Below are 16,815 nucleotides of genomic sequence, written 5' to 3'. Positions count from 1 at the left end.
ATCGGCGCCCACGACGGCGCTTGCGGAGCCGAGTTGCGGCTGATGCCGCGCGGGGCCCTGCGTCGATGTTGGAGGTTTGTCGTTGCCGGGTTGCAACGCCGGCTCGAGCGCCGCGGCTGCGGCAGCAGTCGACGGCACCGGCTCCCTGGCCCAGCGCTCACCCGCCGCGACGCGCACATCCGCCGCGCCTTCAAGCCGCCCTCGGGGTCTCTCGAAATCCCGAGCAAAACGCCCGATCTGTGCGCGGGTCGCGCCAGACCTGCCGTCCGCGGTGGGTTTGTCATTAGTGTCGGCACATGTTCCCCGCCCGACGAGCGCCGCGCCTTGCTGCCCTCCTGATCTTGCTCTCGGGCTTCGTTCGCTCGGCGCAGGCTCAGCCGACGCCGGAGCCGGCGCTGGAGGCCCGGCCAGACGAGTCGCCGGCCGAGGCGGATCAAGCGGAGAACACCGCAGAGCTGCTGGCGGAGCTGCGGAGACTCGGAACCCGCACGGCTCTGTCCCCCGATCTGCTCGAGCTCGCCCGGTCCCTGCGCTCGGTGGTGGTGACGCTCGACGCCCGGGTGGCCGAGGCCATCAAGCGATGCCGCAACGTCTCGTCCCAGGGAGAGCTGGACGACCTGGAGTACACGTGGCGGCGGGAGCGCGCGCGGTTCGAGCCCTGGAAGTCCCGTGTCGACGACAACGCCAAGCAACTGGAAGCTGCGGAACGGCGTGCCACGGTCATCGTCGAGGCGCTGGCATCGCGCCGTAAATCGCTCGCGGACGAGCGGGTGGCAGCGGTGGTTCTGGGCGCGCTGCAAACATCACAGCTCCAGGCGAACAGCCTCCGGCGCGAGCTGCGCGAGCGGAAATCAGCGGTGCTTCGGCTGCAAGGGCACCTGATCGAAGCGCAGGCCTCGGCCGATCTGGTGCTCGAGGCAGTGGAGCAACATCGCCCCCGACTCTCCTCGAGCTTCGGCCGCCGCGCCACGCCCTTGTGGAAGCGGCCCCCGGATCCCGCTGGGGTCGACGAGTTTCCTCAGCGGGCGCGTGACGCTCTGGAAGCCGCCCGCGAGTTTGGCGCGTCGAGTGTCTCCCGCATCGTTCTGCACGCGGGCCTGGGCCTGCTGTTGGCGCTTGGATTTCTGCTTGGTAGGCGCAACGCCAGCCCAGAAGCTCTCAGCGCGTCGTCGCTGCTGAAGCGACCGTATTCCGCGGCGCTGCTCTGCTTCGTCCTGGCAACGCCGCTATTTTATCCGGTGCCCGCTCTGGTGAGGGCAGGCTTGCAAGTGCTCGTGCTCTTCAGCGCTCTCCGTCATCTCCAGGCCAGCGAACACCTTCGTTTGGGGCGATTGGCCCTTGCCGCTCCTCTGATCCTGGCGCTCGACATCGTGCGGCGCGTCGCTCCGACCCCGAACCTGGAGACGTGGCTCTTCCTGGCGGAGCTCTCGACCCTGCTCATCGCGGTGTTCGTCGGGTTTCCGCGTCCGGAACCGGGCATCGCGCGGGGGCTGCGTCGACTTGGTTCGGGGTTGCTGCTGCTTGCATCGCTGGCGCTCGTCGTTGGTTACACCTCACTTTCACATCTGCTCGGCATGGCCGTGCTCACCGCTGTGTTCGCCGGTCTCGTTGCTGCGGGCGCGACGCGAGTCGTCGCGGATGGCGTCCGGACCGTATTTGCGACACCGCTCGCCCAGCGTTCCAACCTGATCCGAGACCGGGGCGTGCTGCTCGAGATCTGGACCCGCCGCATCCTGCGCGGCGCGGCGCTGTTGCTCTGGTTGCATCTGGTGTCAAAGGCGCTGGGCGTCGCGAGCGACATCGCCCGGCTCGCATTGGACCTCGGCAGCGTCGGCATCAAGGTCGGCAGTGTCGACGTGAAGGTCGGCGAGATCGCGACGCTGCTCGGTAGCATCCTGCTCGCGCTCGTGGTCGCGCGCATCCTGCGTCAAGTGCTGAGGGACGACGTCCTGCCTCGGACGCCGCTGGTGCCGGGCGCGCAGCACGCGGCTTCGACGAGCGCGTACTACCTGGTGCTCGTCGCTGGCTTCTTTTTTGCGCTGGCAGCCGCGGGCATCGCCTTCAGCCAGCTGACGTTCCTGATGGGCGCGCTCGGCGTCGGCATCGGCTTTGGATTGCAGAATGTCGTCAGCAACTTCGTCTCCGGTCTGATCTTGCTGTTCGGGCGCCCGGTGGTCGTCGGCGATCGGATCGAGGTCGGCGGGACGCTCGGCATCATCGAACGCATCGGATTCCGCTCCGCGACGTTGCGCACCTATCAGGGTGCAGAGCTCATCATTCCGAACGCGGAGCTGATCTCCACCCGAGTCGTGAACTGGACCCACTCGGACGAGCGCCGCCGCGTCGACGTGGACATCGGTGTTGCCTACGGAACCGACCCCGAGCGCGTGATCGCGCTGCTCTTGCAGGTTGGGCGGCAGGACGAACGCGTCATCGAAGAGCCCGCCCCGCTCGTGCTGTTCTTGCAGCATGGGTCGAGCTCCCTGGACTTCCAGCTCCGGGTCTGGACGGACCGCTTCGACGACTGGGTCGTGCTCAAGAGCGACCTCACGCGGGCGATCAATCGAACGTTCGTCGAGCAGAAGATCGAAATCCCGTTTCCGCAGCGCGACCTGCATCTTCGCTCGCTGTCGGAGGGGGCGGCCAAGGTCCTGGGTGCTGGGGCCAGCGTTCGGGCTGGTGAGCCACCGGCTATCGTCGCCCCGGAAAGGCCTCAGTAGGGGGTGGCGGCGGGGGGAAGCCGGCGCCCGACGGCCACTTCGCGAGCGCGAGGGCGAGGGTGCCGCGCGCATTCGAGCATAGCTGCGTTACGGAGACACGGCACAGCGCCTGCTCGTTCATGACCTACTCCCGGGCAGTACCCTCGGGGCATCTAGCGGAGATCGAGGTCAGCTGGCAGGGCTCACGCGGTCAACGAGACACGCCGCGTGCCCGAGCACGCGCTTGCCGTCCCGGAGGGTGGTCGGTGTCGGTTCCCAACCCCGCGCAAGTCGCGCCGCGAGCAGCTCGTCCGCGTCCGGAGCGTGGTCCCACACGGCGACCGCCGTGATGCCGCCGAGTCAGGTCGTGTCGTAGACAAGGAACAAACCCGACGGATGAGGCATCACGACGTCATGGGTGTACTCATCCTGAACTACGACGTTTTCAACCAAGAGCGCAGGCTCCCGAGCCAGCCCTGAGCGCACGACTTCGTCGAGGGTGCGGTGTCCCGCCACGAGCGTCTCGAGCTCTCGGCGAAGGCTGGCATCGACGACCGTTTGGAGCTCCAAGGTCATGGCGCAGCATGACGCACGCTGAGCATCACGCCACAAACCACGAGGTGAGCGCGGCGTGGCGGAGACATGGTCGCTGCGCCAGCGCGGTCCGCATCACCGATGCCTGGGACGCGACCTCGTCCATCCGAAAGCCGGTGTAGCCCGAGCGCGCGAGCTCGACTACTGCGGCATGGAGCACGCGGCGGACCACCTGCCCCCGGACGCGGTCGCCGTAGGCGCAGCCGGCGTGGGCGTAGCCCATCGTGGTGGTGTTGCCGCTTTGATGCCTCCCCCGGTCGTTGCTCGCCGCGCTGCGCGCGGCTCCGCGCCGCCTGCCCCCTCCTTGTTCGTGCTCGCGCCGGTGTCGTGGAACGGCAGCAGCGGCAAGCGTTGATGCAGGACCGGTGACGTCGGAAGCTCCACGGCCGGCGCTGCGCGCGAACGGAGGGGGCGCGTCCTTCAAGAACCGAGTGCTCGCGTGTGGTCGCTGCGGGACGGAAAAATGCGCCCGCAGTTCCCCGCGAAAACGTTGCGCTGGCAGATGAGCAACGGCTCAGGAGCATCTTGTTCATGGCTCTCATCCTGGGACCACGTCTGCGCTCCGTGTCCGCGGTTGGAGCGCGAATCGCCGGCCTGTGCACGCGACGATTGCCACCAGGATCGCGTTGGTTGTGAATCGCACCAGCAGCCACCCCACCTCCGCGGGTTGCAGTACCGTGCTCTGGAGCACGACAGCCACCACGAGAGCGATCGTTGCGGGCACAGTCACGCGCGTTGCCCCTGAATCTCGAAGCAGGAACGCGGCAAGCGCACCGCCCAAGATCAATGCCACAATCAACAACGACGGCGGCCACACAGTGGCCAGTCCGGCCGCCGCAAGCACTGCCGTCAACCCTCCCAGCGCGATTCTCTGCGCACGCGGTGATCCGCTTGGCTGGAAGGCCAGGTTCCAACCGACACGTCCTGCGGTCAGGCCACACAGGGCGATCGCGCCAACGCTCACTGCAATGGTGACCGCAAGCCTTGGGGTGTGCCAGAAGCGAATCGCCACCGCGAAAAGTGCGAACGTGGTCGCGACCAAGACAACAACGTCCAGCCCTCGCTTGACCTGCAGATCAAAAGACCGAGGCCCGACCAGTGTGCCCACAATGGCGGCAATCGTAGCAAGCACCAACCAGAGCTGCTCGACTCCAATTGCCGCGGCTAGCACGAAGTATCCCACGGCTAGCCGTCCTCGCCCCCGCAGGCGTTGGATGCACTATCGGAATCGCAAACGTCCGAGCAGATGGGCTTCTGCGCCTTCATGCAAGCCGCGAAGCACTTCCAGTAGAGGTAACACGAGCCAAAGAGGTAACACGCAGGATTAACGGAGATACAGCCTTGCTCGCATATGGTGCGCGTTACCTTGCGGCAATCGTCACAGTTCGCAGCAAGTCCAGTTCGATCTGTGTGGTTCACCGGGTCGTTCATCGCGTATGCGTAGAGAGAGAATTCGTTGCTTCGGAACCTGATCGGATCCTTACTCACCCACCTCCCCACCGCCGGGTCGTAATCCCTCGCACCAAACCGGGTCAGCCCGGTCTCCGCATCGAGCATGCCTCCCGCGAAGCCAAACGGCAGGAAATCAGCCGTTCCCGACTGCACGGTGCGATTGCCCCACGCATCGAAGTCCGCGCGCCAGGCCACTGCGCCATTCGCGACGTTCACGAGCGCGCGCGGCGAGCCGAGGTGGTCCGACAGAACCCGGTACGTGATGCCGCCGCGCACCATGTACTCCGGCACGTTGCTCTTCGAGCCGTAGACAAACCTCGACACCAGCGCCCCGCTCCCGTCGAGCTCCGCCACCGGGTTGAGCTGGTTCCGGTAAAGCCACGCCCTCTCGAGCACGCCGTTCTTCTTCTTGCCGACGCGTCGATCCTGGCCGTCGACGAGGTACTGGATCACATCGCTGCTCGGCAGGTCGACCTGCACCAAGTTCCCGCGCACGTCGAAGGTGTACGTCGTCGTGCCGGATGAGTCGGTCTTCGTGCGCCGCTCGCCGTTGGCGGTGTACGTGTAGCTCGTGCCGCCGTAGCTCAGCAGCCGATCCTGTGCGTCGTACACGCCGGCGGTCGTTCCGGTCGGCGTCGTCAGCAGCGTCCGATTCCCGTTCGGATCGTAGTCGTAGTGCTCTCTTCCTGCCTCCCCCGGTCGTTGCTCGCCGCGCTGCGCGCGGCTGCGCGCCGCCTGCCCCCTCCTTGTTCGTGCTCGCGCCGGTATCGTGGTACGGCAGCAGCGGCGAGCGTTGATGCAGGACCGGTGACGTCGGAAGCTCCACGGCCGGCGCTGCGCGCGAACGGAGGGGGCGCGTCCTTCAAGAACCGAGTGCTCGCGCGTGCCGAGGCCGGGCAAGATCGCCAGCGGCGTCGCTGCGCGAGGCGGCGCGTACTGCAGGCTGCTCGAGCGCTCACGATCATCGGTCATCGGAGGTCCCTCGAACGACTTCTCGCGGAGCACGGGCGCGCGACCGAGCCAAGGGCGCCCAAGTGGACGAACAGTAGCTGCAAAGATTGCCAGCGAATGCTCGTCACGACCGCGGTGGACGCGAGCGTCGTACCGCTCAGCGATTTTTCCCGATGCGTTCGCGAGCTTGCACGCCACGCACCCAGACGCGATCGCTGGGGTTCGCGCAACGGCGTCATGATGTTTGAATGCCGCGATCGTCCGGCTCTGCTCCAACCGGCTTGCGCGCGCGTCGCGCGCCACGCGCTGCAGCCGCACTCGCACAGGCCAACAGCGTAGCGCCGCTCGCAAGACGACCAACAATGGCAAGTGTCACAGTGTCACCAGCGACGAGACCGGGGCCCACTTCCACCGATGTCACCGGTGCCCAGGGCACCACCTTTTGGCGTGAGGGCGGACCTCGGCCTGCGGGCTTGGGCTGACGCGGGTGATCGTCGCCCGAGCTCTTCGCTGACCGAGCTGTCGTCCCCTCTCGGTCGGGGTTGGGCGCGAGGGTCAGCGCTTCGTGCGGTAGCCCTTTCCGTTGAGGACGAAGTGCTCGGCGCGCTCGGTGAGGCGCTCGGCGATGACCTGGGCGTTGAGGGCGTCCGGGAAGACCTTTGGCCACTCTTTGAAGGGGCGATTGGTCGTGATGCAGGTCGAGCGGCGGTAGTCGTAGCGCTCGCTGATGACCTGGAAGGCGAGCTTGGCCTGCGCCGGGTCCATCTCGAGGCAGGCGAAGTCGTCGATCACCAGCAGGTCGGCGCGTGCGTACTTGCGCATGACGCGCTCGAGCTTGCCGTGGAGCTCGGCCGCGTGCAGCTCGTTGAGCATCCTGGGCGCGGAGACGAAGACGACGCGGCGCGTGGCTTGGCACGCCTTGTAGGCCAACGCGCGTGACAAGAAGGTCTTCCCGGTGCCGGGGATGCCGATGAAGAGCGGGTTGATCCCCTGCTGGATGAAGGCCAGGTCGTGCAGCGCGAGGTAGCGACTGCGGATCTTCTTCCGATCGGCGTCGAAATCGAAGTCGAAGCCGTCGATCGTGTTGACCTCGGGAAACCTTGCGTCGTGAATGCGGCGCTTGACGGCGCTGCTGACGCGGCTGGCACGCTCCTCGTCGGCGAGGCGATCGACGATCTCGAGCGCGGACAGGTTGTCCTGACGGGCACGGTCGACGATATCGGTGAGCGCGCGCGTCATTCCCGGGAGCTTGAGCCAGCGGAGCTTTCCGCTGACGAGCTGGAGCAAGTCTTCGTCTTTCATGCTGCGCCTTCGTCGGGGTCACGAGTGGAGACGGGCTGGTCGTAGATGCTGAGATCGGGCTCGCGCAGCGTGATGGAGTCGAGCGCCGGGTTGCCGAGCCGAAGCGGAGTCACAGCGGGAGTGAGCTTGCGCTTGTGTCGCAGCACGTACTCGACGAAGTCGACGCCGACGTGGCCGGAGCGCATGACCTCGACCATGGCGGAGCGCGTCTCGGCGGGACCGAAGAGCTCCGCGAGGTAGGTCAGGCGCAGCGCTTCCCGACGCATCGAGCGAGAGCCGGCGGCGAGCAACTTGAAATACTGCTCGCCTGTGTCACCGAAGCGATCACGAGTCGACGCGGCAGGGTCAGCGGGATTCTTCGCTTCGCGCAGACCGCGGGAGTGGGACTCCTGGCGGACGTCCTGATTGATGCTCCAGCAGCGAGCGTGCTCCGCGACGCACTTGGTGCCCAGCATCACCCGTACGGTCTCGTCGTTGGCACGGACCAGGACGCTCTGGCTGACCAGACGCCACGGGACCGAGTACCTGTTGCGGTCGCAGGGGACTCGAAACGTCTTGGTTACCGTTGCCGACTCGACATCGTCGGTATCGAAGGGCGTCGCAGGCAGCGGTCTGAGCCGCGCGCGCTCCTCGTGCTCGAAGACGAGCTCGGGCACCTTGCCGGTTTCGGCGTGCTCTCGGAGATTGCAGAAGTCGTCGCGCCACGCGCTCCCCTGGGCATTGAGGTCGAGCAAGCTCGAGAAGCGTCGTCCCGTCCAGAAGCGATCTCGGACGAAGTGGATCGGGCGCTCGACTCGGCCCTTGGCCGCAGCGTGCCCCGGCGAGCAGGCGACGACGGCAAAACCGCCGCGTGCGACGGCGTAGGAGAGCATGTGGGGGTTGAAGCGAGTCGGGCCCGAGCGCGGGTGCTCCAGCACCACCGTCTTCATGTTGTCGAAGATGTCGACGGTGGTGGCGCCCTGGAAGAATTCCAGCGCGCGGTCCATGCAGCGGAGGAAAGAGCCCATCTGCTGGCTGAGCACGAATTCCAGGTACAAGCGCCGCGAGTAGCAGAGCACTGCCACGAAGGCGCTGACGCGCCGAGGCACGCCCGGGATCGCGAAGCGAAGTCTGCCCAGTCGACCTGCATGGCCTCACCCGGCGCAAAGTCCAGCGTGAGAAATGCATCTCGCGGTGTCGTTGGCCGCAGCGCTCTCACGCGGCTGCGCAAGATGCTGAGCCCGCCGGTGTAGCCCAGTGGACGAAGCCGCTCGAGGATCTGCGGCGCACGAAGCTCCGGCGAGCCTTCGATCATCGACTCGATCTTCCGAGCGAACGGATCGAGCAGCGAGGGTCGCGGCGCCGGATTGGATGTTTCACGCGGGGGCAACTTGCCCAGGTGGCGCCGCACTGTGCGCCTGGCGAGCCCCAGCCGGCGCGCGATCGCCCGGATGCTCAGCCGCTCCAAGTAGTGAAGGCGCATGACCTCTGCCCGCACAGCGTCAGCGTCGATGGCCATCAGAACGGGATGTCGCTGTCGTCGATGTCAGCGGGAGCGAGCGCGTCGAGCACCGCCGTGCGGTAGCTCTCGAGCGCACGGCGAAGCGGGGCGATCCGCCTCACGAGATTGCGCGCCTTGCGAACCGAGCGCGGAGCGCGACGCCAGGGCGCGGAGGCGTCGTCGATCAGAGTCGGATGCGCCGCGACGAGTGCGCGCGTCGTGATGAGCAAGAGCACTTCGAGCGACTTCAGCGTCGCGAGCTCGGGCGCTTGCGCCAGTGTCTCGGGGTGGAGGGTGGATCTCATGGGCCGATTGCACGTTGCGCCGGTCGTCCGTGACGAGCCTGGCGCGTGACATCCCGTCCACGAAAACCCGGATAATCCGCATCATCTCCGGCGGTTATGGCGCGAGGTGGCGCGTGACACTGCCCCCGGCGGTCCGGTTTCTGTCCACGAAGAGGCAGCTGATCGAGCCAAAATCCTGGGCAATCCTCGCTCGAGGGTGGCGCGTGACAGCTCCAAAGCGCCGTCCACGAAAGCGCGCAATTCGAGCTGCAATTCCAGGGACTTCCGCCGCGAGGGTGGCGCGTGACAACCCCGCTCGCGCAGCCGCTGGCGGCGCTCCTGCTGGCGCAATCGCGCATCGACCCGATGCAGCAGCGGAGCCTTGTGTCGGCGGCGTCGAGCGAGCTTGCGACGCCGAGAAGCGCGGCACGCCTTGCTGCAGACTCGCTGCCCCAGCTTCGCCGAAGCCGCTGGCTGGAACCACCTGCGACACTCCGTGCACCGTTTCGCTTCTCGGCCCATGCCGACCAGCGTCGCGTCCCACCCCGAGCCCGAGCCAATTCCTGGCACCCATCACGCCACCGACGTCGCCGGACCCGGGTCCCGGTGATCTCGGTGGGATTGGTGCTCAGTCAGGCCGCTGCTGACATGTCACAGAATTCGTTGTCGGCCAGAACGAAATCCAGAATACGGCTAGAGAGCAGGACGCCGCCGCTCGACCCATGCGACCGAGCTGGCGGGAGAAGAGCAAGGCGACCCCGAGCGGAACCGAAAAGGCAGGGGCCACGACCAGGGCAAGGGGTGGCCAGACGAGAGCAGCCACCGCAGCCGTCGCGCTGACGACGGTAGCCACGACGCAGAGGGACCATGCACGAGTTCCGCCGAGGATCCCTGCCGACCTTCCCACCCACCAGCCAATCCACGCCGCTAGGAACCCTGCGCTGCCGGTCGCCAGCGGGAGCACGGTCGCCGTGGCAAGGAGTACTGGAACCCGCCATAACACAGCGGTTGCCACGCCAACCCAGGTTGCTGCAAGCGCGACTAGAGCCGACCCCACCCACCGCGCGCGAAAGCGGCTGACGCCGTATGGTGCCAGGACTGTCGCGGCCATGCAACCACACGCACACACCCAAACGCAAAGCTGTACCGCAATCGCGGGCCCGAGCAGAGCGGACTCCAGCTCGTTCATGGCTGTCCGCAGAAAGTTGAGTTAGTGCAGAACGAGTCGCATGTGGGGTCAAGCTGCTTGTGGCACGCCGCTAGGCACTTGTAGTAACGCCCGCAGGACTTGAAGAAGTAGCACTCTGGAGCCCACGCCGCGCAAGTTTGCTCGCAGGTCAGGTTAACGACATCGTGGCAGAGATCGCATGCAGAGCGCCCTGTAGCATCCGCCGCGTTAACGGGATCCGAGCGACTGTACTCATAGTGGTTTGCACTGCCTCCCGCGAACCCGATCGGATCCTTGCTCGTCCACCTCCCCACCGTCGGGTCGTAATCCCTCGCACCAAACCGGGTCAGCCCCGTCTCCGCATCGAGCATGCCTCCCGCGAAGCCAAACGGCAGGAAATCAGCTGTTGAAAGCCGCACTCCAGTCGTAGCCCCAGCTCGAATTCACCCGAATTGACGTCGGATGGTGGCGCATGGAAAACGCCGACAATTCGGGCTTGCGGCGGCTGGTGTTTTGACGTGAGAAGTCGGCATCGATAGGGCAGCCCGCCCTTGCGCCCGCTCGGCCCTCCGCGCTTCGCAGACTCCGACGTCGCGCTCGGCGCGGTGCTCGAGGGCATCAAGCTCATCGCGTGTCCGCATTGCCGCCGGACCGGAGCCCTCATCGGCCACGGCTTCCTGCGCGGTTACGCGGAGCGCGGGTCCGAGATCGTGGTGCGCGGCCGGCGGTTCTTTTGCTCGAACCGCGGCAGGCAACGCGGGTGTGGCCGGACCTTTCGGTGAAGCTGTCGACCGTGGTCGCCGGTTTCCTCGTGCGCACGCTCACGCTCTGGGTCTTCTTGCAGCTCGTCTTGTCCGGGCTCAGCAGGCGGACAGCGTGGCTGCGCGCGGCGGGCGGCGCGCTGTCGCTGTCGAGCGGGTATCGACTCTGGCAGCGCTTGTGCGAGGCGCAGAGCGCGCTCCGCGCCCGCCTGTGCCGCGAGGCGACGGCACCCCCGAGCACGGCGCGTGAGCCGCTGGCGCAGCTGTGGGCGCACCTGCGCGTCGTGATCGGCTCTGGCAAGACTGAGCTCCTATCCGGCTTTCAGGGCCGCCTGCAGCGTGGGCTCTTCGACGGTTGATCGCGCCATCGTCACCTCCGCGCGCCATCCACACTGCGCTCGTAGCCTGCGGGCGCCTTCGAACCGGGCGCACACAACAACAGCAGACGGCAATCCGGATCCCAACGCGGCTCGCCGTAGACGTCCGGGCGGGGGCGCCGCGCGCCCCTGAAAGGACCCAACATGAAACGAGTCAGCAGCTACTTGAAGATGCGGGTGCTCGGCGCCATCGAATCGGCGCCAGGCAACAGCATCGTGGCGCGCATTCGCCACGTCAGCGGCCAAGTGTTCCTCGACGAGGATGGCCAGCGCTTCCAATTCACCTGGCGCACGATCCAGACTTGGTACTCGCGCTACGAGAAAAACGGCATCACGACGGTGAAGCCGAAGACCCGCTCAGACAAGGGCAAGACGCGCAAGACGACGCCCGAGGAGGTGCTCGAAGCCATAGAGCAGGTGCGCGGCAGCTTCCGCGGCCCGCCCAACGTGACGGCGGTCTACCGCGCCTGCATCGAGCACGGCTTGCTACAGCGCGAGCACATCGCCCCGAACACCTTCCGCCGCGTCGTCAAGGCCCACGAGTTGCTCAAGCCCGACGCCGAAGTGAAAGACAAGCGCCGGCTGGCTTTCGCCAAGGCGCACGCCAATGAACTCTGGCAGGCCGACACGATGTTTGGCCCCTACGTGCAGCACGGCGCGGGCAAGGTGCAAGCCAAGCTGATCGCGTTTCTGGACGACGCGAGCCGCGTGTGCTGTCACGGGCAATTCTTTCCCGCCGACAACACCGAACTTCTGCTCGAGGCCTTCAAGAGCGCGCTCTACAAGCGCGGCCTGTGCGAGTGCCTCTACGTCGACAACGGCAGCAACTACTCCTCGCTGGAGATGAGTCAGGTCTGCCAGCGCATCGGCGCCATCCTGTGTCACACGCCCGTGCGCGACGGCGCCGCCAAGGGCAAGATCGAGCGGTTTTTCCGCACTGTCCGCATGAGCTTCCTCAGCCGGCAGCTCGACCTGTCGAGCCTCGACGCCCTCAACCGAGCTTTCACCGCTTGGGTCGAGGACGAGTACCACCAGAGCGAGCACAGCTCCCTCGGCATGCGCCCCATCGATCGCTTCGGACTCGATCTCAGCCGCATCCGCTTCCTGCCGCCGGGCGACGTCAACGACGAGTTGTTCTTCGTCGAGCAAAATCGCACCGTCCTTGCCGACAACACCTTCTCCCTCAAGAACACCCGCTTCGAAGCGCCGCGCGACCTCCGAAGTCGCAAGATCCAGGTCCGCTTCGATCGCTTGCACTTCGACCGCGCCATCGTGTACTTCAAAGGTGAGCGCATGGGCGAGGCACGCCCCGTCGACTTCGTCGCCAATGACCGAAAGCCCTCGAAAACAGCTCACGCGAACGCGCCGGCGCGCGACCAAGCCGGCGAGGTGCAGTCGTGATCCGCGCTCACTTCGGTCTGGCGAAAGACCCATTCTCGGCGGAGAGTCTGACCCTGTTGCCGCACCAGAGGGAAGTGCTCGACACCCTGCGTGTCCACTGCCAGCAGGGAGGCCTGTGCGTCATCGTCGGCGAGCCGGGCACCGGCAAGAGCGTCATCAAACACGCCCTGTGCCAGCACGATCCCAAGCGCCTCATGACGCCCGTCGTCAATCGGACGCTGCACACCTACCACAGCACGCTGCGCATTCTGTGCGAGGCGTTTCAGATCGAGCCGGACGGGGCCGACTTCCGCTGCGAAAAACGACTCATCGAAGAGGCGCGCCGGCTCAACGCATCGGGCAAAATGCTCGCGCCCATCATCGACGACGCGCACCTGATGGACGTCTCCGCGTTGCGCCGGATCCGGCTGCTCTTCGAAGACTTCCCCAAGAATCACTGCCTGGTCTTGGTCGCCCAGCCCGAGTTGCTCAGCCGCCTGGGCCTCACCGTCAACGAAGACATCAAGAACCGCGTCACCTACTCGGTCCTGATGCAGAAGCTCGCACCCGACAGCGTGGCCGACTTCATCCGCGCCGAGCTCGACAAGGTGGCGCTCGCCCACTCGACCTTCACTGACGACGCGCTCAGCCTCATCGTCCGCTCGTCCGAGGGCGTCCTGCGCCGCGCCAGAAACCTCTGCCTCAGCGCCCTGCTCGAAGCCGTGCGCGACCGCACCAAAACCGTCGACCTGAAGCAAATCAACCGCGTCTTGCCCAGCCACACTGGCGCAAGGAGGTCGACCTGCCGCAGTAGCGACTTCGCTGCACGCGGCCAGCGCCGTCGTGGTGCCCACCAGCGCTACGACGGCGTTGGTCGTTTTGCATCCTGCGCCTACGACCGTTTCAGTCGCGAATTGCGATGGCAGCGCGAGCTTCTTCGGAAATCTTTACGACGTCAGTTTTGGAGTTTCGTGCGACGTCAGTTTGGCCGGCAACAGTTGCGGCTCGAGGCTGAGCTCGTGCTCCGGGCGCCGGACGTCGCGCTCGCGCTGGTGCGCGAGGCGCTCGGGTGAGCCGCCTGGGCCTCACCGTCAACGAAGACATCAAGAACCGCGTCACCTACCTGCTCCTGATGCGAAGCTCGCCCCGACAGCGTGGCCGACTTCATCCGCGCCGAGCTCGACAGGTGGCGGTCGCCCACTCGACCTTCACCGACGACTCGCTCAGCCTCATCGTCCGCTCGTCCGAAGGCGTGCTCCGCCGCGCGAGAACCTATGCCTGAGCGCCCCGCTCGAGGCCGTGCGCGACCGCACCAAAACCGTCGACCTCAAACAGGTCAACCGCGTCCTCCTGCAACCCCACTGGCGCAAGGAGGTCGACCTGCCCCAGTAGCGACGCGCCCAGCGACCAGCGCCGTCGTAGCGTCGACACTCGCTACGATGGCGTTCGTCGATTCGCTCTCGGTGACGTACGACCGTTTCGGTGTTTCGGTAGCGAATGGCGATGGCAGTGCGAGCTTCTTCGCAAATCCTTTACGGCGTCAGTTTTGGCCGGCAACAACTCACTCCGAGCAGCTCCGGTCCCGGAGTTCCTTGCACACGTGGCGAAGCATGCGCCGGTCAGCGTCGTCCAGCAGACCCTTTTGCGCTGCCGCCTTCAGCGACTTCCTGATTCGTTCCATCCGCTCGCGGTCAGTCCAGCTCGCGTCCGTCCACGCGTCATCGCTGGGCGCACCGGCGGCTCCGAACGATTGAGGTTGAGCGTCGCGTGACTTACGGGGGAACGGCGGGTCGATCGGGTCAGCCAAGATGATTCCCGCGTCCGGCGCGCCGGCATCCTTTGGGCGCACGCCCTCCACGTGGCGGACGGGCGACGTGATGAAATGCAACGCGGTTCCCAATGCAACAGCTAAAAGGACGGCCGAGCCGAAGTGCGCGTCGGCGCGTAGGTGACCCCAGCGCAACGATTCATGCTCCGTTGGCGGTCTGGGATGCCGCGTAGAGCTTGGCTTCGACCATCCGAAACCTCAACGCCAGCCCGCGGTCCACCGTCAGTTCACGGCGGACAGTTCGGGAGTTTCTTGCATTGGTCTCTGCACGTTTTGGCCGCATCGTCGCACTCCTTTTCGCACTTATCTTTCGTCTTCTTGGCCTTCTCCGTGTCGCAACCCGGGCAGGCAGTTGGGCACCCCGGCTCTGGCGGTACGCTGGCGATCGGGCCGCAGTTCACTCGGCACTTGCCTTCCTCCGCGCTGCAGTCCCCGTAACACTCCATGCAAGGGTCGGTGGTCGTTCCGCGTGCATCGAGACGATTGGCCGGATCGCCATCTGCGTAGCGAAAGAAGTTCCGGTCCCGAGAAGCGAACCCGATCGGATCCTTGCTCGCCCACCTCCCCACCGTCGCGTCGTAGTCCCTCGCACCAAACCGGGTCAGCCCCGTCTCAGGATCGAGCATCCCTCCCGCGAACCCAAACGGCAGAAAATCAGCCGTTCCCGCGATCAGCGTGCGATTGCCCCACGCATCGAAGTCCGCGCGCCAGGCCACTGCGCCATTCGCGACGTTCACGAGCGCGCGCGGGGAGCCGAGGTGATCCGAGAGCACCCGGTACGTGACGCCGCCCCGCACCATGTACTCCGGCACGTTGCTCTTCGACCCGTAGACAAACCTCGCCACCAGGTTGCCGGCCCCATCCAGCTCCGCCACCGGGTTGAGCTGGTTCCTGAACAGCCACGCCTTCTCGAGCACGCCGTTCTTCTTCTTGCCGACCCGTCGATCTTGACCGTCGACGAGATACTGGATCACATCGCCGCTCGGCAGGTCGACCTGCACCAAGTTCCCGCGCACGTCGAAGGTGTACGTCGTCGTGCCGGATGAGTCGGTCTTCGTTCGCAGCTCCCCGTTGGCGGTGTACGTGTAGCTCGTGCCACCGTAGCTCAGCAGCCGATCCTGGGCGTCGTACACGCCGGCGGTCGTTCCGGTCGGCGTCGTCAGCAGCGTGCGGTTGCCGTTCGGATCGTAGTCGTAGTGCTCGAAGAGGGCGCCGTCCTTCTGCACATCGACGAGGCGGCCGCGAAGGTCATACGTGTAGCGCCACGTCGTGCTCGCGCCGCCGTTCGTCTCGACCCGCTGCACGATGCGCCCGAGGGCGTCGCGCGGGTTGCTGGCCGTGTCGACGACCTCGCTGAATACGTTCGTCGCTCCGACCTTGCCGGTGTAGCTCGCGAGCTCTCCGAATGCGTTGTACGTCAGCGTATCGGCGACCACGCCGTGCGTGCTCCCGGTGACGAGGCCGTTGCCAGCGTTGAGCGTGAGCTTCAGCGCGTCCACACCGCCCGGCGAACATGTGCTGGGCGACGCGCAGATCAGGATGTCGTCGTTGTCGTACCCAAAGACCACCGGCGAAGCGGTCGCGCCCACGGTCACTGTCTCGCTGGTCACGCGGAAGCTCGCGTCGTGACCGAACGTCACGCTGCCCGCGACCGGGCCCGACCACGTCAGGCTCTTCAGCAGGAGGCCGTCGTAGCTGTGGTCGAGCACCACGCCGCTCGGGTCGGTGATGCGCTGAAGTCGTCCCGGTGCGCAGCCCGGGCAGGGCGTCAGCCCGAAGTAGTCGTAGTCCACGTTGCCGGTGGGCGTCGTGAGCAAGTCGAGCTTGCCCGCCGCGTCGTAGGTCCTGCCCACGAGCAAGCCGTCGGGTCTCGTTGTCTGCGTCAGCTGCTTGTCCACGTTGTAGGCGAACAGTGTAGCCGGGGCCGGCACGCCCGGCACGCTCGGCGGGGTGTAGGCCGAGAGCAGGTCCACGGGCGTGAAACTCTGGCCGTGAGCGGGCTGGCCGGGTGGGGTCACGCTGGTCAGGTTGCTGTTGCCGTCCCAGGAGAAGCTGGTCAGCGCACCGTCGGTTTTGTTGCCTCCCCCGGTCGTTGCTCGCGGCGCTTCGCGCCGCTGCGCGCCGCCTGCCCCCTCCGAATCGGTGCTCGCGCCGGCTTCCCAGGACGGAAGGCGCAGCTCGACTCGGTGCAGGACCTGTGAAGTCGAAGGATCCTGGGGCCGGCGCTGCGCGCCGATGGAGGGGGCGGGTCCTTCCGAGACTGGGTACGCCGCCGCGATGCTGGGTCGCGCCCAGACCACGAGCGCCAGCGCTGCGCAAAGCGCTTGGAGCATGCGCTTCGCGATCGCCCCGCCCGTGCGGGCATGCTCGCACGGGTCGCGGGCCGGCGGTCGCGCTTCGATGCCCGCTCGGTCCTTGCCCGACAGCGCGTCCGGGCTCTGCCCTGATGGCGCACGGGGCGCGCCAGGCGCCGTGGAGTCGTGGATCGAGCAGGCGAGCTCGAGGACCTCGGCGAGAGCAGAGCGTCATCGGGCGCCTG

General features: G+C 66.5%; 15 protein-coding genes. 7 read left to right on the top strand and 8 right to left on the bottom strand.

The window, feature by feature from the left end; translation table 11 throughout:
* The first annotated feature begins 296 nt into the window (after positions 1–296).
* The gene (locus tag IPI67_02505; GenBank protein ID MBK7579053.1) at positions 297–2,720 is read left to right on the top strand and encodes a mechanosensitive ion channel; all 2,424 of its coding nucleotides are present in this window, start codon (positions 297–299) and stop codon (positions 2,718–2,720) included.
* Between the two features lie 339 nt (positions 2,721–3,059).
* Here IPI67_02505 and IPI67_02500 read toward each other — a convergent pair whose 3' ends face one another.
* Positions 3,060–3,275 carry a hypothetical protein gene (locus tag IPI67_02500; GenBank protein ID MBK7579052.1) on the bottom strand — a complete coding sequence of 72 codons (216 nt, stop codon included), beginning with the start codon at positions 3,273–3,275 and terminating at the stop codon, positions 3,060–3,062.
* 55 nt (positions 3,276–3,330) lie between these two features.
* On the opposite strand from IPI67_02500, the gene IPI67_02495 reads away from it, so the two are divergent.
* The gene (locus tag IPI67_02495) at positions 3,331–3,648 is read left to right on the top strand and encodes a hypothetical protein (protein MBK7579051.1); all 318 of its coding nucleotides are present in this window, start codon (positions 3,331–3,333) and stop codon (positions 3,646–3,648) included.
* A 183-nt stretch (positions 3,649–3,831) separates the two neighbouring features.
* On the opposite strand, the gene IPI67_02490 is transcribed toward IPI67_02495, so the two are convergent.
* The 6 genes from IPI67_02490 to IPI67_02465 form a co-directional block, all read right to left on the bottom strand.
* Positions 3,832–4,476, bottom strand: a complete 645-nt coding sequence (locus IPI67_02490) for a hypothetical protein (GenBank protein MBK7579050.1) — start codon at positions 4,474–4,476, stop codon at positions 3,832–3,834.
* Between the two features lie 2 nt (positions 4,477–4,478).
* A complete protein-coding gene (locus IPI67_02485) occupies positions 4,479–5,357 on the bottom strand; it encodes an RHS domain-containing protein (protein ID MBK7579049.1) in 879 nt (292 codons plus the stop codon).
* An 894-nt stretch (positions 5,358–6,251) separates the two neighbouring features.
* The gene (locus IPI67_02480; GenBank protein MBK7579048.1) at positions 6,252–6,998 is read right to left on the bottom strand and encodes an ATP-binding protein; all 747 of its coding nucleotides are present in this window, start codon (positions 6,996–6,998) and stop codon (positions 6,252–6,254) included.
* Complete coding sequence (locus IPI67_02475) at positions 6,995–8,062, bottom strand: transposase (GenBank protein MBK7579047.1); 1,068 nt, start codon at positions 8,060–8,062, stop codon at positions 6,995–6,997. Before IPI67_02475 ends, IPI67_02480 begins: the two co-directional genes overlap by 4 nt.
* 433 nt (positions 8,063–8,495) lie before the next feature.
* Positions 8,496–8,783 carry a hypothetical protein gene (locus IPI67_02470; GenBank protein ID MBK7579046.1) on the bottom strand — a complete coding sequence of 96 codons (288 nt, stop codon included), beginning with the start codon at positions 8,781–8,783 and terminating at the stop codon, positions 8,496–8,498.
* A gap of 1,164 nt (positions 8,784–9,947) precedes the next feature.
* Positions 9,948–10,301 carry an RHS repeat-associated core domain-containing protein gene (locus tag IPI67_02465; protein MBK7579045.1) on the bottom strand — a complete coding sequence of 118 codons (354 nt, stop codon included), beginning with the start codon at positions 10,299–10,301 and terminating at the stop codon, positions 9,948–9,950.
* A 180-nt stretch (positions 10,302–10,481) separates the two neighbouring features.
* Here IPI67_02465 and IPI67_02460 point away from each other — a divergent pair, with 180 nt between their 5' ends.
* From IPI67_02460 to IPI67_02440, 5 genes are all read left to right on the top strand, one after another.
* The gene (locus IPI67_02460) at positions 10,482–10,712 is read left to right on the top strand and encodes a hypothetical protein (protein ID MBK7579044.1); all 231 of its coding nucleotides are present in this window, start codon (positions 10,482–10,484) and stop codon (positions 10,710–10,712) included.
* Positions 10,709–11,050, top strand: a complete 342-nt coding sequence (locus IPI67_02455; protein ID MBK7579043.1) for a hypothetical protein — start codon at positions 10,709–10,711, stop codon at positions 11,048–11,050. Before IPI67_02460 ends, IPI67_02455 begins: the two co-directional genes overlap by 4 nt.
* Before the next feature lie 162 nt (positions 11,051–11,212).
* A complete protein-coding gene (locus IPI67_02450; GenBank protein MBK7579042.1) occupies positions 11,213–12,469 on the top strand; it encodes a transposase in 1,257 nt (418 codons plus the stop codon).
* Complete coding sequence (locus tag IPI67_02445; GenBank protein ID MBK7579041.1) at positions 12,466–13,521, top strand: AAA family ATPase; 1,056 nt, start codon at positions 12,466–12,468, stop codon at positions 13,519–13,521. The genes IPI67_02450 and IPI67_02445 overlap by 4 nt, the downstream gene beginning before the upstream one ends.
* Positions 13,518–13,730: a hypothetical protein gene (locus IPI67_02440; GenBank protein ID MBK7579040.1), complete on the top strand. Its 213-nt coding sequence runs from the start codon at positions 13,518–13,520 to the stop codon at positions 13,728–13,730. Before IPI67_02445 ends, IPI67_02440 begins: the two co-directional genes overlap by 4 nt.
* Positions 13,731–14,503: 773 nt before the next feature.
* On the opposite strand, the gene IPI67_02435 is transcribed toward IPI67_02440, so the two are convergent.
* Positions 14,504–16,609, bottom strand: a complete 2,106-nt coding sequence (locus IPI67_02435) for an RHS domain-containing protein (protein ID MBK7579039.1) — start codon at positions 16,607–16,609, stop codon at positions 14,504–14,506.
* Positions 16,610–16,815: the final 206 nt, after the last annotated feature.

This window comes from Myxococcales bacterium (assembly GCA_016706225.1).
Taxonomy (GTDB): domain Bacteria; phylum Myxococcota_A; class Polyangia; order Polyangiales; family Polyangiaceae; genus JADJKB01.
The sequence above is the reverse complement of the archived record's forward strand: the minus strand, read 5'-3'. Positions and strand labels throughout refer to the sequence as shown.

Coding starts and splice junctions, on each gene's coding strand:
- IPI67_02505 (MBK7579053.1), top strand. CDS start 297: ATGTTCCCCGCCCGACGAGCGCCGCGCCTTGCTGCCCTCCTGATCTTG.
- IPI67_02500 (MBK7579052.1), bottom strand. CDS start 3,275: ATGACCTTGGAGCTCCAAACGGTCGTCGATGCCAGCCTTCGCCGAGAG.
- IPI67_02480 (MBK7579048.1), bottom strand. CDS start 6,998: ATGAAAGACGAAGACTTGCTCCAGCTCGTCAGCGGAAAGCTCCGCTGG.
- IPI67_02470 (MBK7579046.1), bottom strand. CDS start 8,783: ATGAGATCCACCCTCCACCCCGAGACACTGGCGCAAGCGCCCGAGCTC.
- IPI67_02465 (MBK7579045.1), bottom strand. CDS start 10,301: ATGCTCGATGCGGAGACGGGGCTGACCCGGTTTGGTGCGAGGGATTAC.
- IPI67_02450 (MBK7579042.1), top strand. CDS start 11,213: ATGAAACGAGTCAGCAGCTACTTGAAGATGCGGGTGCTCGGCGCCATC.
- IPI67_02435 (MBK7579039.1), bottom strand. CDS start 16,609: ATGCTCCAAGCGCTTTGCGCAGCGCTGGCGCTCGTGGTCTGGGCGCGA.